The sequence below is a fragment of the Williamsia muralis NBRC 105860 genome (genome assembly GCF_001598915.1).
Classification (GTDB): Bacteria; Actinomycetota; Actinomycetes; order Mycobacteriales; family Mycobacteriaceae; genus Williamsia; species Williamsia muralis.
Map to the genome: position 1 here is coordinate 916,781 of NZ_BDAP01000002.1, position 22,395 is coordinate 939,175.

The 22,395-nt window shown below is 66.7% G+C and carries 19 protein-coding genes; 13 read left to right on the forward strand and 6 right to left on the reverse strand.

The features are described from left to right. Positions 1–240: 240 nt before the first annotated feature. From WIMU1_RS10965 to WIMU1_RS10975, 3 genes are all read left to right on the forward strand, one after another. Entirely contained in the window at positions 241–657 is a 417-nt protein-coding gene (locus WIMU1_RS10965; protein WP_023955555.1) for a DUF3151 domain-containing protein, read from the forward strand. Positions 658–682: 25 nt separating this feature from the next. Continuing rightward, positions 683–1,786: an FUSC family protein gene (locus WIMU1_RS10970; RefSeq protein WP_030172416.1), complete on the forward strand. Its 1,104-nt coding sequence runs from the start codon at positions 683–685 to the stop codon at positions 1,784–1,786. Positions 1,787–1,847: 61 nt separating this feature from the next. Then, the gene (locus tag WIMU1_RS10975) at positions 1,848–2,768 is read left to right on the forward strand and encodes a cation diffusion facilitator family transporter (RefSeq protein ID WP_062797091.1); all 921 of its coding nucleotides are present in this window, start codon (positions 1,848–1,850) and stop codon (positions 2,766–2,768) included. 40 nt (positions 2,769–2,808) lie between these two features. Here WIMU1_RS10975 and glgX read toward each other — a convergent pair whose 3' ends face one another. From glgX to WIMU1_RS10990, 3 genes are all read right to left on the reverse strand, one after another. Then, on the reverse strand, positions 2,809–4,923 hold the full coding sequence (gene glgX / locus WIMU1_RS10980) for a glycogen debranching protein GlgX (RefSeq protein ID WP_062797092.1): 2,115 nt from the start codon (positions 4,921–4,923) through the stop codon (positions 2,809–2,811). 78 nt (positions 4,924–5,001) lie between these two features. Beyond that, entirely contained in the window at positions 5,002–5,787 is a 786-nt protein-coding gene (locus tag WIMU1_RS10985; protein ID WP_023955547.1) for a site-2 protease family protein, read from the reverse strand. Further along, entirely contained in the window at positions 5,784–6,437 is a 654-nt protein-coding gene (locus WIMU1_RS10990) for a hypothetical protein (protein ID WP_245968912.1), read from the reverse strand. Before WIMU1_RS10990 ends, WIMU1_RS10985 begins: the two co-directional genes overlap by 4 nt. A 226-nt stretch (positions 6,438–6,663) precedes the next feature. Here WIMU1_RS10990 and WIMU1_RS11000 point away from each other — a divergent pair, with 226 nt between their 5' ends. The 7 genes from WIMU1_RS11000 (at position 6,664) to WIMU1_RS11030 (ending at position 16,314) form a co-directional block, all read left to right on the forward strand. After that, a complete protein-coding gene (locus WIMU1_RS11000; RefSeq protein ID WP_062797096.1) occupies positions 6,664–7,950 on the forward strand; it encodes an adenylosuccinate synthase in 1,287 nt (428 codons plus the stop codon). 145 nt (positions 7,951–8,095) lie between these two features. Next, the gene (locus WIMU1_RS11005; RefSeq protein ID WP_062797613.1) at positions 8,096–9,925 is read left to right on the forward strand and encodes a hydroxysqualene dehydroxylase; all 1,830 of its coding nucleotides are present in this window, start codon (positions 8,096–8,098) and stop codon (positions 9,923–9,925) included. A gap of 19 nt (positions 9,926–9,944) precedes the next feature. Then, positions 9,945–10,577: a TetR/AcrR family transcriptional regulator gene (locus WIMU1_RS11010; protein ID WP_062797098.1), complete on the forward strand. Its 633-nt coding sequence runs from the start codon at positions 9,945–9,947 to the stop codon at positions 10,575–10,577. A gap of 173 nt (positions 10,578–10,750) precedes the next feature. Continuing rightward, positions 10,751–12,247 (forward strand): CitMHS family transporter, encoded by a 1,497-nt coding sequence (locus WIMU1_RS11015; protein WP_062797100.1) that lies wholly within the window; start codon positions 10,751–10,753, stop codon positions 12,245–12,247. Between the two features lie 74 nt (positions 12,248–12,321). Next, the gene (locus WIMU1_RS11020; protein ID WP_062797615.1) at positions 12,322–14,037 is read left to right on the forward strand and encodes a sensor histidine kinase; all 1,716 of its coding nucleotides are present in this window, start codon (positions 12,322–12,324) and stop codon (positions 14,035–14,037) included. Then, the gene (locus WIMU1_RS11025) at positions 14,034–14,723 is read left to right on the forward strand and encodes a response regulator (protein WP_062797102.1); all 690 of its coding nucleotides are present in this window, start codon (positions 14,034–14,036) and stop codon (positions 14,721–14,723) included. The genes WIMU1_RS11020 and WIMU1_RS11025 overlap by 4 nt, the downstream gene beginning before the upstream one ends. A gap of 37 nt (positions 14,724–14,760) precedes the next feature. Further along, complete coding sequence (locus tag WIMU1_RS11030; protein ID WP_062797105.1) at positions 14,761–16,314, forward strand: adenylate/guanylate cyclase domain-containing protein; 1,554 nt, start codon at positions 14,761–14,763, stop codon at positions 16,312–16,314. A gap of 37 nt (positions 16,315–16,351) precedes the next feature. Here the strand turns inward: WIMU1_RS11030 and WIMU1_RS11035 are convergent, their stop codons facing one another. Next, positions 16,352–17,947, reverse strand: coding sequence for a Na+/H+ antiporter (locus tag WIMU1_RS11035; protein WP_030172447.1), 1,596 nt, complete (start codon positions 17,945–17,947; stop codon positions 16,352–16,354). Between the two features lie 164 nt (positions 17,948–18,111). Between WIMU1_RS11035 and WIMU1_RS11040 the strand changes: the two genes are divergently transcribed. The 3 genes from WIMU1_RS11040 (at position 18,112) to WIMU1_RS11050 (ending at position 20,467) form a co-directional block, all read left to right on the forward strand. Then, positions 18,112–18,432 (forward strand): UBP-type zinc finger domain-containing protein, encoded by a 321-nt coding sequence (locus tag WIMU1_RS11040; RefSeq protein ID WP_120802928.1) that lies wholly within the window; start codon positions 18,112–18,114, stop codon positions 18,430–18,432. A gap of 73 nt (positions 18,433–18,505) precedes the next feature. Beyond that, positions 18,506–19,975, forward strand: coding sequence for a formate-dependent phosphoribosylglycinamide formyltransferase (gene purT / locus WIMU1_RS11045; RefSeq protein WP_371850293.1), 1,470 nt, complete (start codon positions 18,506–18,508; stop codon positions 19,973–19,975). Positions 19,976–19,987: 12 nt separating this feature from the next. Further along, positions 19,988–20,467, forward strand: a complete 480-nt coding sequence (locus WIMU1_RS11050) for a DUF456 domain-containing protein (protein ID WP_062797107.1) — start codon at positions 19,988–19,990, stop codon at positions 20,465–20,467. 16 nt (positions 20,468–20,483) lie between these two features. Here WIMU1_RS11050 and WIMU1_RS11055 read toward each other — a convergent pair whose 3' ends face one another. Together WIMU1_RS11055 and WIMU1_RS11060 are read right to left on the reverse strand one after the other, a co-directional pair. Then, positions 20,484–21,296 carry an ABC transporter ATP-binding protein gene (locus tag WIMU1_RS11055; RefSeq protein WP_062797109.1) on the reverse strand — a complete coding sequence of 271 codons (813 nt, stop codon included), beginning with the start codon at positions 21,294–21,296 and terminating at the stop codon, positions 20,484–20,486. Further along, on the reverse strand, positions 21,293–22,393 hold the full coding sequence (locus WIMU1_RS11060; RefSeq protein WP_062797111.1) for a FecCD family ABC transporter permease: 1,101 nt from the start codon (positions 22,391–22,393) through the stop codon (positions 21,293–21,295). The genes WIMU1_RS11055 and WIMU1_RS11060 overlap by 4 nt, the downstream gene beginning before the upstream one ends. Positions 22,394–22,395: the final 2 nt, after the last annotated feature.

Consider the following 22,395-nt stretch of genomic DNA (forward strand, 5'->3'; position numbering starts at 1 on the left):
CGATTTTCCTTCGCGAAGCTTACGAACTGCCGAAAAGGCCCTCCGTACAACAGAATTGCCTTCATCGTCAGGATGTGACATCCACCCAGCCCTGTTCCTCGACCGACACTGTTCACAGTGCACGGGAACCTGGCCGACCTTCGGACAGTCACCCCCGCGCAGCGTCGCGCCCACCCTATCGAATGAACTGGCGGCCGGAGGGGTCGCCCGCACCCGATCGAGAGCTGCGACAATGGTCCGATGACGTCGTTCGGAGATCTTCTCGGCCCTCAGCCCACCCTCTTGACCGGAGACGACGAAGCCGAATCGGACCTGTTGAACGGTTCCGACCCGGCTGCGGTCGCCGCCCAGCACCCGACCGCCTCGATCGCCTGGGCCTACCTGGCCGAAGCCGCCATGAACGAAGGCGCGACCATCACCGCCTACGCCTACGCACGTACCGGCTACCACCGCGGGCTCGACCAGCTGCGGCGGCATGGCTGGAAAGGGTTCGGCCCCGTGCCGTGGAGCCACGAGCCCAACCGCGGGTTCCTGCGTTGCGTCGCCGTGCTCGCCCGGGCGGCGCAGACCATCGGTGAGGAAGACGAATACCGGCGCTGCCTCGATCTGCTGAACGAAAGTGACCCGGCAGCCGCCGGCGAGCTCGGACTCGCCTGACACCGGCGGCTCGGACGGCCGTCTGCTGACCGTTCGCGCGGTGTTCGCCCGCGAACGGTTGCCGGCTCGCGTCCGCGCCCCTCTGCATCGGCTGCGCGTGGCGATCCTGCCGATCCTCCAGTGTTCCTTGGCGGCCGGCCTCGCCTGGTACCTCGCCACCGAGGTGTTCGCCCACGAGCGGCCGTTCTTCGCTCCCATCGCCGCGGTCATCTCGCTGGGTCTGTCTCTCGGGCAGCGGTGGCGCCGCGCCCTCGAGGTGGCGATCGGCGTGACCGTCGGCGTGGCGGTCGGTGACCTGATCATCGCGGCGATCGGGTCGGGCACCTGGCAGATCATGGTGGTCGTCGCCATTGCGATGGTGGTGGCCATCGTGCTCGACCGGGGACCGCTGGTGCCCATCCAGGCCGCGAGCTCGGCCGTGTTGGTGGCAACGCTGCTGCCGCCAGGAGGAGCCGACGGGTTCCACCGCGTCATCGACGCCTTCATCGGCGGTGTGGTGGCGATCGTGGTGGTTGCGGTGGTACCAACCCATCCGGTGCTGCGGGCCCGCCGCGACGCCGCCGGGGTGCTCACCACGGTGTCCGATGTGCTCGCAGATGTGGCCGAGGGGCTGCGCCGAATGGACCGCGACCTGCTGCTCGAAGCGCTCGAGGAAGCGCGCGGAACCCAGCCGGAGATCGATGCGATGCGGTCGGACATCTCTGGTGGGCGTGAGATCAGTGTCATCTCCCCGCTGTACTGGAACAGTCGGTCGCGCCTCGAACGCATCACCGCCGTCGCCGATCCGATCGACAATGCGGTGCGAAACGTTCGGGTGCTGGCACGTCGGGCGGCAAGCGCGATGGACAAGAACGAGCCGATCAAGCCTGAGATCGTCGAACTCATCGTCAGCCTCGCGCACGCATTCGAGGTGGTCAACGACATGATCCTGGCCGATCCCGGCCAGCAGCCCGACCCGGCGTCTGCGGCCAGGGTCTTGCGTAGCATCGCCCGTCGCTCGAAGCCAGAACTGGTTGAGGGCAGCGCGCTGTCGGAGACGGTGATCTTGGCGCAGATCCGTTCCACAATCGTTGATCTGCTGATGGTGTGCGGACTCTCCCGCGTCTCGGCGATCGCCACGCTGCGCTGACAGTTGCGACGCATGCGTAGTCATGCATATATTTGGGGTCCACTGACCGCGAAGGGACACGATGGGCCACACGCACAGCCACGGTCACGCCGGGCACGGCGCCGGTGACGACGGAACCCAGCGGCGACTATGGCCGATGGTGGCCGGGGCAGTCATCATCTCCGTGTTCTTCGCGGTCGAACTGACCGTCGGCATCGCCGTCAACTCGCTGGCTCTGATCGCCGATGCGGGCCACATGCTCACCGATGTGGTGGCCATGGTGATGGGACTGGGCGCTTTGCTACTAGCCCGGCACGGGAGTTCGAGCGGGGTCAAGACCTTCGGCTGGCACCGCGCCGAGGTTTTCACCGCCGTGGCCAACGCCGTGCTGCTCATCGGCGTGGCCGTGTTTGTCCTCTACGAGGCCATCGAGCGCATCGGTACCGATCCCCACGTACCGGGCGGGACCCTTGTGGTGGTGGCGCTCATCGGCCTCGCGGCCAATCTGGTGGTGATGCTGCTGCTACGCGCGGACGCCAAGGGAAGCATCGCGGTGCGCGGCGCGTACATGGAGGTGCTCGCCGACGCCGTCGGGTCGATCGGCGTGCTGGTGGCAGGCGTGGTGACGATGACAACCAGTTGGCCGTACGCCGACCTGGTGGTGGCAGTACTGATCGCGCTGTGGGTCGCCCCGCGCGCCATCCGCCTTGCCCTCGACGCACTTCGGATCCTGGCGCAGCAGGCCCCGGTCCACGTTGACGTGGACAAGATCCAGCGCGAACTCAGCGACCTGGCGGGTGTGACCGAGGTGCACGACCTGCACGTCTGGACGCTGACCACCGGCATGGACGTGGCAACGGTGCACGTGACCGCCACAGCCGACAACGCCGCGGTGCTCGCCGCCGCCAGGGAAGTCCTCGAACGCCATGGCCTCGACCACGCCACCATCCAGGTGGATCCGGCCGGAACCCAAGGCGACTGCCACAAGAAGATCACCTGGTAGCAGCCGCCCAACTCCGTCGAGCGGGGCCCGGCCGGCGGAGTCAGTCGTCTTCGGGTTCGATGCGGCGCAGCACCAGGAACGCCCGCGCACCGACGGTGACCGTAGTCGGCGCCGTCAATGGCTTCTCGGCCTCGTCGCCAGCGACGGTGGTGTCGAGCACCACCTCCCACTGCTCGCCGTACTTGGTGTCGAGCGGGAACTCGATGGGTTCGTAGTGAGCGCTCAGGAACACCATGAACGAGGCATCGATGATGCGCTCGCCGAAATCGTCCACCTCGGGGATGGCACTGCCGTTGAGGAACAATCCGACCGCACGACCGAAATCGGCATTCCAGTCATCCTCGGTCATCTCGCTGCCGTCGGGCCGTAGCCAGGCGATGTCGGGCAGCTTGTCGGCCGATCGTTGCATCGGCCGGCCCTCGAAGAAGCGTCGGCGACGGAACACCGGGTGGTTCGACCGCAGCTCGGCGACACGACGGGTGAAATCGATGAGGTCGTCGTCGACGTTTTCCCAGTCGACCCAGGCCAGCTCGCTGTCCTGGCAGTACGCGTTGTTGTTGCCGCCCTGCGTCCGTCCCAGTTCGTCACCGTGACTGATCATCGGCACACCCTGCGACAGCAGCAGGGTGGCGATCATGTTGCGGCTCTGCTGTGCACGCAGCGCGAGGATCTCGGGATCGTCGGTTTCGCCCTCGACACCGCAGTTCCACGAGCGGTTGTGGCTCTCGCCGTCGTTGTTGTCCTCACCGTTGGCCTCGTTGTGCTTCTCGTTATAGGAGACGAGGTCTCGCAGGGTGAAGCCGTCGTGCGCGGTGATGAAGTTGATGGACGCGGCAGGCCGCCGTCCGGTGTGCTCGTAAAGGTCCGCCGAACCTGTTATGCGAGCAGCGAATTCACCCAGCGTCCCAGGCTCGCCGCGCCAGAAGTCGCGCACGGTGTCGCGGTATTTGCCGTTCCACTCGGTCCACTGCGGAGGGAAGTTGCCCACCTGGTATCCGCCGGGTCCCACGTCCCATGGCTCGGCGATCAGCTTGACCTGACTGACCACCGGGTCCTGCTGGACGAGGTCGAAGAAGCTGGAAAGCCGGTCGACGTCGTAGAATTCGCGGGCCAGAGCGGACGCGAGGTCGAAGCGGAAGCCGTCGACGTGCATCTCGGTGACCCAGTAGCGGAGCGAATCCATCATGAGCTGCAGGGCATGGGGATGCCGGACGTTCAGGGTGTTCCCGGTGCCCGTGTAGTCCATGTAGTACTGCGGATCATCTTCGACCAGACGGTAATACGCGGCATTGTCGATTCCGCGGAACGACAGGGTCGGACCCATGTGGTTGCCCTCGGCGGTGTGGTTGTAGACCACGTCGAGGATGATCTCGATGCCCGCCTCGTGCACGGCCTTGACCATCGACTTGAACTCTTGGACGGGCGCAACCCGCGAGTCGCCCCGCGAGTACTTGGAATCGGGGGCGAAGAACCCGATGGTGTTGTACCCCCAGTAATTCGAGAGACCGCGGTCCTGCAGCACCGAGTCGTCCGCGAAGTGGTGGACCGGCATCAGTTCGAGAGTGGTCACACCCAGGTTCGTCAGATGATCGAGGATCGCGGGGTGCGCGATCGCGGCGTAGGTACCGCGCAACTCCTCCGGGATCGCGGGGTGGGTCTGGGTGAGGCCCTTCACGTGGGCCTCGTAGATGACGGTGTCGGCGTAGGCGTGGTGAGGCGGACGGTCGACACCCCAGTCGAAGAATGGGTTGATCACCACGGACGCAGGCATGTAGGGGCCGGAGTCCTCGTTGTTGGGCGTCGACGGGTCGTCGAACATGTAGCTGAAAACTGGTTGCGCCCAGTCGAATTTGCCGTCGATCGCCTTGGCGTAAGGGTCGAGGAGGAGCTTGGCCGGGTTGCATCGCAGACCCTGCGCGGGGTCGTTGGGCCCGTGGATCCGGTAGCCGTAACGCTGCCCGGGTTCCACGTCCGGCAAGAAGCCGTGCCAGATGAAGCCGTCCTGCTCCAGCAGATCGATCTGCGTTTCCTCGCCGTCGTCGCCGATCAGACACAGCTGCACACGTTCGGCAACTTCACTGAACACCGCGAAATTCGTCCCGGCTCCGCTGTAATTTGCTCCAAGCGGGTACGCCGCACCTGGACGGATCTGCAACTGGTCCTCCTCGCATCAGCACACGGATTTTTCACACTACGACAGGTTCCGGCGCCGTGCTTGGGGGGCGACTACCCCCTACTTCCAGAAGACAAACAAGTCCCAGCCCCACGACGCCAGAAAGCTGCTGACCCCGGACAATTCGAACAACCAGTACACGAGGTCGAAGAACGCGCGGTTGAGCTGGGGCACCAGCAGGATGACAAAGATCAGCAGGATCCCGAACGGTGCGACCGGCGCCACCGATCGCCGCGTGTTGTCGGACAGGTACGGCTCGATGATCCCGTAGCCGTCGAGTCCGGGGATCGGCAGGAGGTTGAGCACCGCGGCGGTGATCTGCAGCAGGGCCAGCATCGCCAGCGACGACCAGAAGTTCAGTTCACCGATCAGCGCCGCGTTGTCGCGGCCGGAGATGACCACGAGCAGGACGATGGCGATGAGGATGTTGGCCAGCGGGCCCGCAGCGGAGACCAGGCTGCGCTGGGCCCGCGTGAATCCCGACTTGTTCACGTAGACGGCGCCACCGGGAAAACCGATGCCGCCCAACAGGATGATGACCAGCGGTAGACCGATCGACAGGCCGGGATGGGCGTACTTGAGAGGGTTGAGTGTGAGGTAGCCGCGGAGCTCGGCGCCGCGGTCACCGAACTTGAACGCGGTGACGGCGTGCCCGAACTCGTGCAGCGACAGCGAGATCACCCAGCCGCCCACAACGAGCAGCAGCGCCCCGATCACCGCCACGGGGTCGTTGTCCCGGCCCGATGTCCAGAGCAGTGCACCGCCCAGCGCGGTGGCCGCGACCACGGCGAGGAACACCGGACCAGGACGCACCGAGCGGATGATCTCGGTGGTGGTGGTGCTCAAGGGCGGACCAACTTCCAGTTGACGTGATGGCGGTAGAAGGTCGACCTCTTGACCGGCCGAGGGCCGGGGACCCCGTCGCGGTCGACGACCAATTGAGGTGCGCCGGTCTGGACGGCCCTGCCGGTGAGCCAGGACGAACGCCAGCGGCGGTCGACCTTGGCCCTGACCCCGGGCATCGTCATCAGCGGTTCGATGACAACTCCCTTGGTCCGCCCGCGGTAGAGCAGGTCGTTGTCGACGTAACTCTCGCCGCCGAGGTCGCCGTCGACGCCGCGCTGGTGGGCGCGGCCGAGCAACACGATGGCCGCATCGTCCCGGACCAGAGGTAGTTCGACGGCGGTGCCGCTCTGGGCCAGTTCGACGGCCGGCGCCCCGAACGGCAGCTCGTAGATCTTGGTGGCGAGAGTGGGGGCGGGCAGGACGAGGGCCACCTCGACGTCGAGGCGTTCGACGAGCATGAGTCGTGCCACCACGGCAGCGCAGAAGGCGTCGGGCAACTCGGGCCCGGCGACCACGACAACTCGTCGCATGTCCGGGTCGGCCAATGTGGCGGTGACGGCACCGATGACCGACGCGCGTTCGCGCACCGCCCGGACCGTGGCGACGCCCGGGGGGATGAGATCGTCGGCCGCGTCTTGCTCGGCGATCACGTGTAGACCCTGTGGCGCCACCGGTCACCTCACTCGTCTCTTCACCTGCGGCGATCATCCTCGTGACGCCCGTCCGCGATCGTACTGGCGGGCACCGCGGATGGGGTCGGCACGGCGCAGAGAGGGGCTTCCGCCACCGGGATCGGGTAATCGTCGGTCCGAACAAGTAGGGTTGTCCCACGGTTCGGTGTGTCTACGTCACGCTCGAACCGGAAGGAGCGCATAAATGCCTGCGATCGTGCTGATCGGCGCCCAATGGGGCGATGAAGGTAAGGGCAAAGCCACAGATCTACTCGGTGGTCGACTGCAATGGGTGGTGCGATACCAGGGCGGCAACAATGCCGGTCACACGGTGGTTCTGCCCAACGGGGAGACCTTCGCTCTGCATCTGATCCCGTCAGGCATCTTGACTCCGGGAGTCAACAACGTCATCGGCAACGGTGTGGTCGTCGACCCGGGGGTGCTGCTCACCGAGCTAAGCGGTCTCGAGGATCGCGACGTCGACACCACGGGTCTGATGATCTCGGCTGACGCGCATCTGCTGATGCCGTACCACGTCGCCATCGACAAGGTCACCGAGAGATTCCTCGGGAACAAGAAGATCGGCACCACCGGCCGCGGCATCGGGCCCTGCTACCAGGACAAGATCGCCCGGGTCGGCGTGCGGGTCGCCGATGTGCTCGACGAGAGCATCCTGACCCAGAAGGTCGAGGCTGCGCTCGAGATCAAGAACCAGATCCTCACCAAGATCTACAACCGCCGTGCTCTCGAACCGGCGCGCGTCGTCGAGGAGGTGCTGGGTCAGGCCGACGGATTCAAACACCGCATCGCCGACACCAGGCTGCTGCTCAACCAAGCGCTCGAGGCCGGCGAGACAGTGTTGCTCGAAGGCTCGCAGGGCACCCTGCTCGACGTCGACCACGGCACCTATCCCTTTGTGACCTCGTCCAACCCGACGTCGGGTGGCGCGGCGGTGGGCTCGGGCATCGGCCCGACCCGGATCACCACCGTCCTCGGAATCCTCAAGGCCTACACCACACGCGTGGGGTCGGGGCCGTTCCCCACCGAGCTGTTCGACGAGTGGGGTGCCTACCTGGCCAAGACCGGCGGCGAGGTGGGCGTCACCACCGGCCGCGCGCGACGCTGCGGCTGGTTCGATGCCGTGATCGCTCGGTACGCCACGCGGGTCAACGGCATCACCGATTACTTCCTGACCAAGCTCGATGTGCTCTCCAGCCTCGACACCGTGCCGATCTGCGTTGCCTACGAGGTGGACGGGGAGCGGGTGGACGAGATGCCGATGACGCAGACCGGGTTCCACCACGCCAAGCCGATCTACGAGGAGATGCCCGGCTGGTGGGAGGACATCTCACAGTGCCGCACCTTCGACGATCTGCCGAAGAACGCCCAGGACTACGTGCTCCGACTCGAAGAGCTGTCCGGCGCGTACATCTCGTGCATCGGCGTGGGGCCCGGCCGCGAGCAGACCATCGTGCGGCGCGACATCCTCTAGCCGATGGCAGGGGCCCAGTCCCTGTCGCTTCGCCCGGGCTCCGTCTGACGGGACTGATCTGCCGAACCGTCCCAATGGCGGCGAACGCTGTGATAGACATCCCTCAGGGAACAGTCAGTACTGACTGTTGGGAGGGGTCTCGATCATGGTGGGTGCGACAACGGGCGACCGAGGGGTGTCTCGGCGCACCCTGCTCAAGGGGGCCGCGGCGGCGACCGGCGCTATCGGCACCAGCTTTGTGGTGCCGTCGCTGGTCGGACCGGGTGCCCGTGCGGTCCCACCGACGGGAGGCGGCGGCCGTGAGGTCGCGGTTTTCGGCGGCGGGATGTCGGGACTGGCCGTGGCCCAAGAACTCATCGAGCGTGGTTTCTCGGTGACCGTCTATGAACCTGCCTTCCTAGGGGGTAAGGCACGGAGCATGGACGTGCCCGGCAGCGCCGCCGGCGGACGGATGGCGCTGCCGGGGGAGCACGGTTTCCGCTTCTTTCCCGGTTGTTATCAACACGTTCCGGACACCATGGCGCGAATCCCGTTGTCAGGTGGGGGAAACGTCAGGGACCGACACCTGATCAATGTCGAGGGTGCGGTGGTGGCCCTCGACGAACCGGGTTACGCACCGATCACCGCACCACAGTCGATCGACGGGCTCGTGCAGCATGCCGGCGCCATCGCAGATCTGGACAATCTCCGCAACACCTTGATGACGTCGCTGAAGATCGCCGGAGACGTACCCGCCCACGAACTCGCGTTCTTCGTGCAGCGAGAACTCGTCATCGCGACCAGTTGCGAGGAACGGCGAATCGGTCAGTGGGAGAAGCAGTCCTGGATGGAGTTCGTCAAGGCCAACGGCAAATCCGCTGCCTACCAGAAGTATCTGGTGAGTGCCCTGACCCGGGCGACGGTTGCGGCCAAACCCGACATGGGGTCGGCGCGCACCATCGGGCAGATCGGACTCGCGCTGGTCACCTCGGCCACCGGTCTGATCTCGCAGTACGCCGGGACCATCGTCGGGGGTGGGGTGGACCGAATCCTCAACGCTCCCACCAATCACGCGTGGATAGACCCGTGGGTGGCGTACTTGCGTGGTCGGGGCGTGCGGTTCGTGATGGGCCAGGCCGCAACCGGCTTCGACGTGCGGGGTGGACGGATCACCGGCGCCCGGGTGGCCGGCGACGCCGGTGCCGCCTCGACCGTGACCGCCGACTGGTACGTCGCGGCCATGCCGCTGGACCGGCTCAAGCCACTCCTCCGGCCGGATCTCCTAGCGGCAGCACCGGCGCTCGAGGGCATCAACCACCTGGTCGACGACTGGATGGTGGGGATCCAGTACTTCCTGTCGCGACGGTCCGATGTGGTGCCGAGTCACATCGCGGCGCTGGGCACCCCGTGGGCCTTGACCGGCCTGTTCCAGGCGGCGCCGTGGGAGGTCGACTTCGGTCGCGTCTACGGCGACGGCCGGGTACACGACTGCCTGTCGGTGGACATCTCCGACTGGGACACTCCAGGAATCCTGTACGGCAAGACCGCCAAACAATGCACCAAAGACGAGGTCGCCAAGGAGGTCTGGGCGCAGATGGGCCGCGCTCTCAACCGTGGCTCGAAGCCGATCCTGCGCGACGAGGAACTGGTGAGCTGGCATCTCGATCCGGGTATCACCTGGGAACCCGCCATCTCCAACGCGACACCGTTGATGGTGAACACCGCCGATTCCTACCGGCACCGGCCCACCGCCGGCACCGCGATCTCGAACTTCTTCATCGGCGGCGACCACGTGCGCACGAACATCGACCTCGCGACGATGGAGGGTGCCAACGAGTCGGGACGGCGGGTGGCCAACGCAATCCTCGACGCAGCAGGCAGCAACGCCGCTCGCGTCGCGGTGCACCCGCTCTGGGAACTCCCGCTGCTGGACCCGTTCAAACAGACCGACCGCGACCGCTACCGGGCGGGTCTGCCGCACATCATGGACGTGTGAGCCGCGGTAGCATCACCGGATGACCACCGGGCCCGAATCTGATCCTGTCGCAGTCGATCTCGGACCACGCGAGTCCAAGGGCACTCGTAGTCGTAATCAGATACTCGACGCGGCGCTCGAGGTGCTGATCGACAGGGGTTACGCACAGGCGAGCACCCTCGCCATCCAGGAGGCCGCAGGGGTATCGCGCGGAAAGCTGTTGCATCACTTCCCATCTCGTGATGATCTGCTGATGGCGGCCGTGCATCACCTCGCGAAGGTGCGCATCGAGGACCTGGCCCGCCAGGTCGACTGGCCCGAGGATCCGATCGAGCGGATCTCCCTCGGCATCGACACCGGATGGTCGACATTCCATCAGCCGTACTTCGTCGCGTCCATCGAACTCTGGACCGCCGCGCGAACCAACACCAACCTGCGCAGTGCGCTGCTGCCCGCAGAACGTGAACTGGGCCCGACCGTCCGTGCCGCTGTCGCATCATTTCTCGGGCCGGTTCTGACGTCGGCGCCCCGCTACGACGAGCTGTATCCGATCCTGCTCTCCGGCATGCGCGGGGCGGCCATGCCGTACCTCATCGACAGACGCGACCCCCGCAACGATCCGCATCTTCCGCTGTGGAAAACGCTTACAGCTCACTATCTGCTGCCGGGTTGACGGACAAAACCTGCAGCTCAACCCGTTTAATGCGGTGTCGCGAACGGTGAGCAAAACGCGCAAAACGCGACTTACGCGCTCAAGCGTGACTGTGACGTGCGCTACCTCAAGACTTCGGATGTAGCGGAGATCACTCCTCCAGTCCACAGTCGCCGACCGAGAGCAGCGTTGTCATGTTAGTAGCCTTGGGCCTCCTGATGGTGGCCACCTTCATGTTCCTCATCATGACCAAGAGGACCACTCCGGTGGTGGGCCTCATCCTGGTCCCGATCGCCTTCGGTCTGTTCGCCGGCGCGGGCCTCGGGATCAGCGACATGATCACCGACGGAATCGAGGACCTGGCCCCGACAGCGGCGATGCTCTTCTTCGCCATCATCTACTTCGGCATCATGATCGATGTCGGTCTGTTCGACCCGATCGTGCGCGGAGTCGTCCGGGCGGTGAAGGCCGATCCGGCGCGGCTGGTGGTCGGAACGGCGTTGCTGGCGATGGTGGTCTCCCTCGACGGCGACGGCTCCACCACATTCATCATCGTCACCTCGGCACTGCTGCCCCTCTACCTCAAGCTGGGTGTCAGTCCGGTGGTCTTGACGGTCACCGCGGGTCTGGCCAACGGCACCCTGAACATCCTCCCGTGGGGTGGGCCGACCGCGCGTGCCGCTGCGGCACTGGGCATCTCACCGTCCGAGGTGTTCATCCCGATGATCCCGTCGCTGGTTGTCGGTCTTGTCATCGTGCTCCTGTTCTCCTACCACCTCGGCCTGATGGAACGACGCAGGATCGGTTCGATCACCATCAAGGAATCGGTGCTGGCCCGTGAGTCCGCCGACGTCCTGGTCGGCAGTGGCGGAGGCAACGGCGGCGGCAGGGGCGGCGGAACCGGCAACGGCCGTGGTCGCGGACCGCGTCGAGGCGCCGGTGGTTCGGGTACAAGTGGTTCGGGCGCAGGCGCATTCGGTGCAGGCTCTGGCGAGGACGCCCGGAACACCGATTCGGGTGACGCCGCAGACGCCGGCATCGTCGCAGGCGCGCTCGACCCTGATCGCGCCACGTTGCGGCCCAAGCTCTTCTGGATCAACGCGGCGCTGACCGTCGTCCTGCTCGCGGTGCTCGGAATGGACGTCGTGGCCATCCCGGTGCTGTTCATGGTGGCCGCCGGCATCGCGCTGGTGATCAACTTCCCGCACATCAAGGACCAGCAGCAGGCGATCACCAGGCACTCGTCGAGCATCGTCTCCGTGGTGGCCATGGTCCTCGCGGCGGCAGTCCTCACCGGAGTTTTCGCAGGCACCGGCATGGTGGAGGCGATCGCACAGTGGCTGACCTCCGTGCTCCCTGATTCGATGGGGCCGCACCTGGCCGTCATCACCGGCCTCCTGTCGATGCCGTTCACGTTCCTCATGAGCAACGACGCCTTCTACTTCGGTGTGCTGCCGGTGCTCTCGGAGACCGCTGCCACCTACGGGATCACCCCCGCCGAGATGGCGCGGGCCTCCATCACGGGCCAGACCGTGCACATGCAGAGCCCGCTGGTCCCCGCGATCTTGTTGCTGGTGTCGCTCGCCGGGGTCTCGCTGGCCGATCACCACAAGAAGGTGCTGTGGCGCGCTGCGGCGGTCTCGGTCGCGATGCTCGTGGTCGGCACCCTCGTGGGAGCCATTCCCATCTGAGCGACAACTCGATCGCCGAACTGATGGCACGCAACGTGGGCACCCGCCGGATGGCGGGTGCCTACGCTGTGTTCATGCGGTTGCGAAACCAGGTCCTGCTCCTGCAGGTGGTGGTGATCCTGGTCAGTCTCGGGGTCGGGTTCGGCATCGTGATCTCCGGCAGCGACGACAAACTGCGTGAGGAGTACGGTCAGCGCGCACTCGCCATCGCCAGATCGGTGGCGACCGACGATCAGGTGCGCGCCGAGGTGGCCGCGGGCAGCGGCGACTCGCTCGACCAGAAAGCCCTGGCTGGCGGACCGCTCCAAGCGCAGGCAGTCGCCGTCGCCGATCGCACCGGCGCCCTCTTCGTGGTCATCGCCAACAATCGTGGACTGAGACTTGCGCACCCAGACACAACCGAACTGACCCGCCCCCTCAGTACCGATCCGGGCCGTGCACTCGGCGGTCGAGAGGATCTGGCCACCGACCGTGGAACGCTGGGCGAATCGGTGCGCGCCAAGGTGCCGGTCCTTGCCCCGGACTCCACCGAGGTGGTCGGGCTCGTGAGCGTCGGGATCTCCACGGAGAAGATCAGCGACGACCTGCGCGGTGATGTGGTCGCCCTTGTCCTCATCGCACTTGCCGCCCTCCTCACCGGTGTCGTCGGCTCGGCGCTGCTCGCGCGGCGGTGGCGTCGCCTCACCCTCGGCCTGGAACCGGACCAACTCGCGGAGCTGGTGCGTGAGCAAGGGGCGGTGCTGCACTCGATCGGTGAAGGTGTGGTTGCCATCGACCCGTCCGGTGTGGTCCGGGTGATCAATGACAAGGCGCGCACCCTGCTGGGTGTGACCGCCGACATCGGCACCCCGGTCACCGAGGCCGGTCTGACCGCACGAGTGCTGGAGGTCGCGACCACGCCCGTGCAGACGCCGCGGTCGGCCGCGGTGGGTGACCGTGTGGTGTTGGTCAGTTCCCACCGGGTGCGGCGCGACGGTACAGATCTCGGCATCGTGTTGTCGGTGGTGGACCGCACCGACGTGGAAGCCCTTACCCGACAACTCGATTCGATCAAGTCGATGACGGATGCGCTGCGCGCTCAGCGACACGAATCGGCCAACCGGATGCACGTCACCGCCGGCTTGCTGCGGCAAGGCGATGCCCGCGCTGCACTCGACTATCTGGACGAGGTGATGGGCACAGGTCCGTACGGCATCGACCTGCCCGGCAGCGAGAACATCAACGAGCCCCACCTGCGGGCATTCCTCGACGCCAAGGCCGCCTCCGCCCGCGAGCGGGGCGTACTGCTCACGCTGGGTCCACAGACGTTGGTCGCCGGAACATTGCAGGACCCGGTGGCCGCGACGACCATCGTGGGCAACCTCATCGACAATGCAATAGAGGCCGCCTCCGGCGATGCATCAGAGGCCGCCTCCGGCGGGACGTCAGAGGTCGCCTCTGGCGGGGCACCCGCCCAGGTCGAGGTGGAACTGATCGTCGCAGACGACACCTTGCTGGTGGTCGTGTCGGACTCTGGGCCCGGTGTGAGGCTTGCCGATCCGCAGCAGGTCTTCACCGAGGGCGTCACCACCCACAAGGACGACTCCGTGCCCGGCGGGCGGGGGATGGGTCTGGCGCTGGCGCGACAGTTGGCGCGAACCCGCGGCGGGGACCTGACGCTCGTGGATGCGGGCGGCGACGCCAGGCAACCCGACAACGTCCTCGGTGGCGCGGTCTTCGTCGCGCGGCTGCCCAGGATGCTGAGCCCGCACGAACCAGCCGAACCGCTGGACGAGGAGCCGGTGCGATGACATCCCGGGAGTTCAAGGTGCTCATCGTGGACGACGACTTCCGGGTCGCCGGTCTGCACGCGTCCATCGTCGAGGCCGTCGGTGGGTTCTCGGTGGCAGGCACAGCAGGCGGTCGCGAGCAGGCCCTCTCGGTGCTCGCCGAACAACCCGACGTCGACCTCGCCCTCATCGACGTCCACCTGCCCGATGGTTCCGGACTCGAACTCGCGGCCCAGATCGGCTGCGACACGTTTGTCGTCAGCGCCGAGACCGACAGCGCTGCCATCCGGCGCGCGTTCCGCGGTGGGGCGTTGACGTACCTGATCAAACCGTTCGAGAACACCGAACTCGCGCGTCGACTGTCCGCTTACGCGCAGTACCGGCGCATCCTGGCTGCACCGGCGATCGACCAGAGCACTGTCGACGCCGCGGTCAGCGCATTGCGGTTCGGCCGCGTCATGCGGGAGAGCTCCGAAAGTGGCTCGCACACAGAGCAACTGATTCTGGAAGCGTTCGCGCAATCGGGCGAGGTGATGTTCGCCGACGAGGTGTCCGCGGCGGTCGGCATCTCCCCGCCCACGGCCCGGCGGCATCTCGCCCACATGGTGGCGTCGGGAAAGCTGGCGATGCGCCTGCGCTACGGCGCCACCGGCAGGCCCAAACAGGAGTACCGCCTGCCTGGTGAGCGCCGATCCGCAGTAGATTGACCGGCGTGAAACCCACTCGCACCACACCGGAGCGCCGATGAGGCTCTGGCGGCGCGAGTCCGACTATGGATCCATCCTCCTGGGGTCCACGCAGGACTCCATCCACAAGAAGCGGATCCGGATCCAGCTCCTGATCTCCGTCGGTGTCCTCACCGCCAACGCCATCGGTGCCGGCATGGTGATCCTGCTGGTGACCATCGGCATCCCGGAGCCGAGCGTGCTGCAGTCCGGTCTGTGGTGGGTCAACTTCATTGTGGTGCCGGTCTATGTGTCCCTGGCGTTCCTGATCGGACTGTGGGTGGGCACCACCCGAGTACTGCGACGACTCCGGTGGGCGTTGCGAGACGAACCGCCGACGGCGGCCCAGGCGCGCGCAGCACTGAAGGCGCCCGCACTGCTCACCAGGCTGCAGGCCGCGCTGTGGGTGGTGGCCGGCATCCTGTTCACCACCGCGTACGGGGTCTACGACGCTGCCCTCATCCCCAAGATCGCATTCGTGGTGGGGCTCTCGGCAGCCGTGGTGTGCTCCATCGCGTATCTGCTGACCGAGTTCTCCCTCCGGCCGGTGGCGGCTCAGGCTCTCGAAGCCGGGCACGTTCGCGCCGCCCGCCGCGGCAGCTTGCGCACCCGCGGAATGCTGACCTGGTCGGTGGGATCAGGCATCCCCATCGTCGGGGTGATGCTCGTGGTCATCTTCGGACTGTTCCGCGACGACACCACCAAGGTCGACATCTTCATCGCCGTCACGGTCCTGAGCGCCACCGCACTGTTCACCGGGTCGATCCTCAACTTCCTCAGCATGGACAGCATCGTCGCGCCCATCCGTACCGTCCGGCAGGGGATGAGCCGGGTTCGCAGCGGAGACAACGACGTACGGGTGGTGGTCTTCGACGGCACCGAACTCGGCGACCTGCAGGCGGGCTTCAACTCGATGGTCGCCGGTCTCGGCGAACGCGAGCGTTTGCGCGACCTGTTCGGCCGTCACGTCGGCAAGGAGGTCGCCGAGGCCGCCTTGGCGCAGGACCCCGAACTCGGCGGCAGCGAACAGACCGTCGCCGTGCTGTTCATCGACGTCATCGGCTCCACCACCTTGGCCGCCACCCGCCCGCCCGCCGATGTGGTGAACATCCTGAACCAGTTCTTCGCCGTGGTGGTATCGACCGTCGAGAAGCACGACGGACTGGTCAACAAGTTCCAGGGCGACGCGGTGCTCGCCGTGTTCGGGGCCCCGATCGGCCTGTCCGATTCCGCCGCATCGGCCCTCGTCGCCGCGCGTGAGATCAGCGAGGAACTGGCCATCAAGGTGCCGCAACTGCAGGCGGGCATCGGGGTCGCCTACGGTCCGGTGGTCGCGGGCAACGTGGGCGCCATCCAGCGTTTCGAGTACACCGTCATCGGCGACGCCGTGAACGAGGCCGCCCGGCTCAGTGAACTCGCGAAAAAGGACCCGGGCCGCCCTCTCTCATCGGGCCGCGCGGTCGAGGCGGCATCGAAATCCGAAGCGTCACAATGGCACCACCAGGACTCGACGGTGTTACGTGGCCGCTCCGAGGCCACCGAGGTGTACGCGACCCAGAGCTCCGCCGACTGACAGACCGCTCGTCACAACTGCTTTCGGCTGTCGCCTGTCACAACTGCTTTCGGCTGTCGCCTAGACCTTCGGCGAGATCGAGCTGCCGCAACGCGCTCCGAAGCACCTCGTCGTCGATCCGCCCGCGGTCGCGTTCGTCGATGAACACCTCGCGCTGAATCTGGATGAGCTCGTTGCGGATCCGGTTGTACGCCTCCGTCGGACTCTCGCCGATCTCGTCGGAGTCCCGGCCCAGTCCTTCCCACGCAAGGTTCTTGCGGGCCCGGATCCAGTGCTCCAAGATCTTCACCTGCTCCAGGCGTGCGTCGCCCTCGGGTATTTCGGCCTTGATCTGCTCGAGCCGCGCGAACGCGGTCCGGCCGGCGCGGTCCTGGGCGCGGGCCAGGCCCACCAGATCGGCCTGCCTCTCATCACCCTGCACACCGAGCCACCTGATGAGCAACGGCAGCGTGGTCCCCTGCAACAACAAGGTCCCGACCACCACCACGAAGGTGAGGAACAAGATCGCGTCGCGGGCCGGGAACTGTGAACCGTCATCGACGGTGAGTGGAATGGCAAAGGCCGCAGCAAGACTGACCACCCCGCGCATACCGGCCCACGACACCACGAACACCGCGCCGGGCTGTGGGTACGGTTCACGCTCACGTATTCGTGGGAACAGCCGGGCACCGTACGTCGCTCCGAACACCCAGACGATGCGGATCGCGATGGTCGCGGCGAACACCGCCGCCGCAGCCCAGCAGATCGCGGCAGTCGAGCGGTCTCCCAGCCCTTCGATGACCTGCGGGAGCTGGAGTCCGATGAGCAGGAAGACAAACGACTCGAGGATGGCGTCGATCGAACGCCAGACGGCATTGTCCTGCAGGCGGGTGGCGTATCCCTCGCGCACCGACCGCTGACCCAGGTACAGGCCCGCCGCGACAACCGCGATCACACCCGATGCGTGGATCTCCTCGGCGACGAAGTAGATCGCGAACGGCGCGATGATTCCCAGTGCCGTCTCCATCGGGGGATCGGTGAGGAAATGGCGCATGAAGGCGACCGCGAGCCCGGCAGCAAGTCCCACGATCAGGCCGCCGACGGCAGCGATCAGGAAGGCCAGGATGCCGTCCCACACGGTGGTGGTCGCGCCCACCGCCGCGGCCAGCGCCAAGCGGTAGGCCGTCAGTGCGGTGGCGTCGTTGAGCAGGCTCTCGCCGCCCAGCAGCGTCATCACGCGCCGGGGCAGACCCAGACGACGACCGACGGCCTGCGCAGACACAGCATCGGGCGGGGCGATCACCGCACCCAGGACAAAGGCGGCGGCCCAGGGGAGGTCGGGGACGGCGTAGTACGCGACCACTCCGACCCCCGCGGTGGTCGCGAGCGGCAGCCCGACGGCCAGCAGTCCGACCGCGCGTACGTTCTTGCGCAACGCCACATATGAACTGTCCAGCGCCGCCGAGTAGAGCAGCGGCGGCAGCACCGCGAACAGGACCAGCTCGGGTTCCAGGGTGAACTCGGGAAGACCTGGGATCCAACCGAGCCCCAGCCCCACCACCACCAGCACCAACGGGGCAGAGAGCCCGAATCGGCGACAGATGGCGGCCAGGATCACCGCGACCACGGCGACGATCAACAGTCCTTCGTCCACCGCCCGAATTCCTCCCTCAGCGCACACCCGACCGAACCAGCCAAAGATACGGGAGAATGGAATTGTTCTCGCCGCAGACGTCTCCCGCTGCCGAGGTCTGCGGCCTGAGCCCGCTCGCGAACCACATGAGGAAGGACCTGATGCGCAACCCCATCCGGTCGGTCATGCACCGCAACATCAAACCGTCCACATTGCTTGCCGACGTGGCGGACGAATTGTGCCCCGAACTCGTCCAGACCAGTGAGGATCCGTCGGCGGACCCACCGGTCGACTCGCAAGATGCATGCCAGGACTGCGTTGCCGAGGGCGTCGATCACTGGGCGCACCTTCGTAAATGCCTGACCTGCGGACACGTCGCCTGCTGTGATTCGAGTCCCCGTAAGCACGCCACCGCACATTTCAAGTCCACCGGGCACCCGGTGATGCGTTCGGCCGAGCCCGGCGAGACGTGGCGCTGGTGCTATCGGCATGCCCAGATGGGCTGACCCGGCCTCGGCAGTCCGCGCCCGGTGATCGTCAGGTGTAAACCGGCCGACCGAAGGCGCTAGCCTTAGCTCTGTGACTACCAATACCTCGGGAAGCGGCGTTGTCATCTCTGCCGTGCCCGACCGTATCGGCACTCCACTGACCCCGGGCGCCACGAAGGTGATGTTGCTCGGCGCCGGGGAACTCGGCAAAGAAGTGATCATCGCCTTCCAGCGGCTCGGCGTCGAAGTGGTTGCGGTCGATCGCTATCCGAACGCTCCGGGCCATCAGGTCGCCCACCGCTCACACGTGGTGAACATGACCGACCCGCGCGCACTCCGTGCCGTGATCGAGGCCGAGCAACCCGACTTTGTGGTCCCCGAGATCGAGGCCATCGCCACCGAGGTCCTCGTCGAGGTCCACGAAGACGGTCTGACCGAGGTGATCCCCACCGCGCGTGCCACGGCCCTGACGATGAACCGCGAGGGCATCCGTCGGCTGGCCGACGAGAGGCTGGGTCTTCCGACGTCGCCGTACGCGTTCGCCGATTCGGCCGACGAGGTCCGCGCTGCGACCAACCGGGTCGGGTTCCCGTGTGTGGTCAAACCGGTGATGTCGTCGTCGGGCAAGGGCCAGAGTGTGGTGCGCGGGCCGGACGAGGTCGACCGGGCCTGGGACCACGCCGTCGCCGGCGGTCGCGTCCAGGGTGGACGGGTCATCGTCGAGGGTTTCATCGACTTCGACTACGAGATCACCTTGCTGACCGTGCGCGCCGTCGATCCGAACACCGGCCGTCTCGGCACGTACTTCTGCGCACCGATCGGACACCGCCAGCAACAGGGCGACTACGTCGAGTCGTGGCAGCCTCAGCCGATGAGCGAAACCGCGCTGGGCGGCGCCACGTCGGTGGCCGCACGCATCGCCGCGGCGCTCGGCGACGGCCGGCTCGGTGGCCGCGGCATCTTCGGTGTCGAGATGTTCGTCAAAGACGACGACGTGTACTTCTCCGAGGTCAGCCCCCGACCGCACGACACCGGTCTGGTCACCCTCGGAACGCAGCGGCTGTCCGAGTTCGACATGCATGCGCGCGCGATCCTCGGATTGCCGGTGGACGTCACGCTGGCCTCTCCAGGAGCATCAGCGGTGATCTATGGCGGCCTGGACGAACCGGCGATCGCCTTCGAGAACGTCGCTGCTGCCCTGGCTGTCCCGGAGACGGACATCCGGTTGTTCGGCAAGCCCGAAAGCTTTGCCCGTCGCCGGATGGGTGTGGTGATCGCGACCGCCGACGACATCCAGACAGCCCGCGCACGCGCCGGTGAAGCGGCCCGCCTGGTGCGGCCGATCAGCACGTCACCGCAGGCCGACACCCGTGCGGTGCCCGCGATCCGCGAGGAACCGCCGCGCGAGTCGACCCCTCCCGATCCGGGGATGACACGGGTCACCCGACGTCCGCCAGGAGCGCAGCCCTCGCCGCCCAAGACCCCTGCCCCGGCACAGGCCGGACCGCCGGCCGGACCCCGGCTGAACAAACCCGCCGGCTCGGGCGACGAGAACCGGTAGCGGGGAGAACACGTGCCTTTTGTCGGCGAGGTCATCGTCGCCCTGGTGATCTTTCTGGGGTTGTGCGGTGTGGTCGTGCCGGTGCTGCCCGGACTGAGCCTCATCTTCGTTGCCATCGGGGTGTGGGCGTTTGTCGTCGGTGGCGCGGGTTGGCTGGTGTTCGCGGCCGCTGCCGCGTTGCTCGGCGTCTCGGCCATCGTGAAGTACGTCTTCGCGAACAAGTCGATGAAGGACTCGGGGGTGCCCGGCCGAACGGTGGTCCTGGGCGGTCTGCTCGGGATCGTCGGGTTCTTCGTGATCCCGGTGGTGGGCCTGCCGATCGGGTTCGTGCTCGGAGCGTTCCTCGCCGAGTGGGCGCGGCTCAAGAGCATCGAAGCCGGCTGGCGTGGAGCCATCGCCGCGACGAAGGCCGCGGGATTGGCCATCGTGATCGAACTGGCCGGCGCGCTGCTTGCCGCGTCGCTGTGGTTCGGAGCGGCGTTCGCTTTCTAGTGCGCCGGCGGTCGGGTCAGCGCTTGCGACCGATGGGCACGATCATCGGCCCACCCGACACCGGGTCGGTGAGCACCTGCGATGACAACCCGAAGGCCTCCTGCAACAGATCGGTTGTGATGACGTCGGAGGGCGTTCCCTCTCGGATGATCTCTCCCTCTCTCATCACCACCAACCAATCGCTGTAGCGCACAGCCAGATTGAGGTCGTGGAGCACCATCACCACGGTCTTGCCGTGCATGCGGCACAGGTCGTCGACGAGGTCGAGCACATCGATCGAATGCGACAGGTCGAGGTAGGTGGTCGGCTCGTCCAGCATCACCACATCGGTCTGCTGTGCCAGCGTCAACGCGATCCAGACCCGTTGTCGCTGACCACCGGACAACGCGTCGATGGTCCGCTCGGCAAGGTCGGTGCAGTCGGTCAGCTCCAGCGCCTGCGCGACGGCGACCTCGTCTTCCGGCGACCACTGCTTGTACCAGGACTGGTGGGGGTGACGACCTCGCGAGACCAGGTCGACAACCGTCAAACCCTCTGGGGCAACGGGGTTCTGGGGCAGCAGCCCGAGGATCTTGGCCACCTCTTTGGTGCGCAGCGTCGCGATGTCGCGGCCGTCGAGCAGCACCTGCCCCGCAGTCGGCTTGAGCAGACGTACCAGCGAGCGCAACAGCGTGGATTTACCGCACCCGTTGGGGCCGACGATGGTGGTGACCTTGCCGTCGGGGATCGAGATGTCGAGACCGTCGATGATGGGTCGGTCGCCGTAGCCGACCTGGAGGCCGGTGGCCGCGATGCGTCCCGCGGACTGTTCCGAGTACAGGGCACTCATACCGAGGCCTTTCGGTTGATCTGGACCATGAGGTAGATGAGGGCGGGGCCACCGATGCCTGCGGTGACGACACCGACGGGGAGTCCAGCCGGCAACACCGTGCGGCACAACAGGTCTCCACCCAACACGAGGCACGCACCGGTCAGCCCGGCGGTGATCGGTCCCGGGACTTCCGCCCGGGTGAGCCGCATCGCGATCTGAGGTGCGAGCAAGGCGACAAACGCGATCGGGCCGGCGGAGGAGACGCAGACCGCCGCCACGATGACCGCGACGATGAGGATGAGCGCCGACACCGGGTTGGCGCGGATACCCAGCCCGCGGCACACGTCCTCGCCCAGACTGAGGATCGAGAGATTTCGGGACTGGGCGAGCACGATCAGGATGGCCGGGATCAGCACGATCAACGGGGGCCACACCGCTTTCCAGCCCGCACCGGACACCGATCCGACAATCCACAGCTGCGCCCGCTGCACCTGATCCACATTGGCGCGGGTGAGCAGATAGGCGATCACGGCCTGCAGACCCCACGTCAGCGCGACGCCGACGAGCACCAGACGGATGGGGTCGATGCCCTTGCGCCAGGTGAGGATGTACATCGCGGTGGCGGTGAGAAGTCCGCCGAGCATGGCCGCCACGGCGAGCCCGAGGTCGGCCAGCCACGAGGCCCACGTGGATCCGAAGGCGATCACGGCTACCGCGGCCGCACTCGCCCCGGAGGTGATGCCGAGCATGTCGGGCGTCGCCAACGGGTTGCGGGCGATCACCTGGGTGAGTGCGCCGGACATCCCCAGACCCATCCCGACCAGCAGACTCACCAGGCCGATCGGCAACTGGGTGTCGAAGACGACCACGTTCTCCGCGCGGGTGCCGCCGCCGAGCAGGATCCGCCCGACATCAATGGGGGACATCGGGAAATCGCTGGTGCCGATGCTGACCGCGAACAGGACGACGGCCAGCGCGGCCAGCACCAGTCCGACGCCCGTTGCCCACGGCCGCACGACGAACGAGCCGCCGGCCACCCGCACCGTGGTGCGGCGCAGGTGCCGGGCCGGCAGCGGTGCCGGTTTGTGCTCGGGGGGATCTGCCACTGCGGTCATGC

Coding starts and splice junctions, on each gene's coding strand:
- WIMU1_RS10975 (WP_062797091.1), top strand. CDS start 1,848: ATGGGCCACACGCACAGCCACGGTCACGCCGGGCACGGCGCCGGTGAC.
- WIMU1_RS11030 (WP_062797105.1), top strand. CDS start 14,761: ATGAGGCTCTGGCGGCGCGAGTCCGACTATGGATCCATCCTCCTGGGG.
- WIMU1_RS10965 (WP_023955555.1), top strand. CDS start 241: ATGACGTCGTTCGGAGATCTTCTCGGCCCTCAGCCCACCCTCTTGACC.
- WIMU1_RS11060 (WP_062797111.1), bottom strand. CDS start 22,393: ATGACCGCAGTGGCAGATCCCCCCGAGCACAAACCGGCACCGCTGCCG.
- WIMU1_RS11015 (WP_062797100.1), top strand. CDS start 10,751: ATGTTAGTAGCCTTGGGCCTCCTGATGGTGGCCACCTTCATGTTCCTC.
- WIMU1_RS11005 (WP_062797613.1), top strand. CDS start 8,096: ATGGTGGGTGCGACAACGGGCGACCGAGGGGTGTCTCGGCGCACCCTG.
- WIMU1_RS11025 (WP_062797102.1), top strand. CDS start 14,034: ATGACATCCCGGGAGTTCAAGGTGCTCATCGTGGACGACGACTTCCGG.
- WIMU1_RS11020 (WP_062797615.1), top strand. CDS start 12,322: ATGCGGTTGCGAAACCAGGTCCTGCTCCTGCAGGTGGTGGTGATCCTG.
- WIMU1_RS11010 (WP_062797098.1), top strand. CDS start 9,945: ATGACCACCGGGCCCGAATCTGATCCTGTCGCAGTCGATCTCGGACCA.
- WIMU1_RS11055 (WP_062797109.1), bottom strand. CDS start 21,296: ATGAGTGCCCTGTACTCGGAACAGTCCGCGGGACGCATCGCGGCCACC.
- WIMU1_RS11040 (WP_120802928.1), top strand. CDS start 18,112: ATGCACCGCAACATCAAACCGTCCACATTGCTTGCCGACGTGGCGGAC.
- WIMU1_RS11000 (WP_062797096.1), top strand. CDS start 6,664: ATGCCTGCGATCGTGCTGATCGGCGCCCAATGGGGCGATGAAGGTAAG.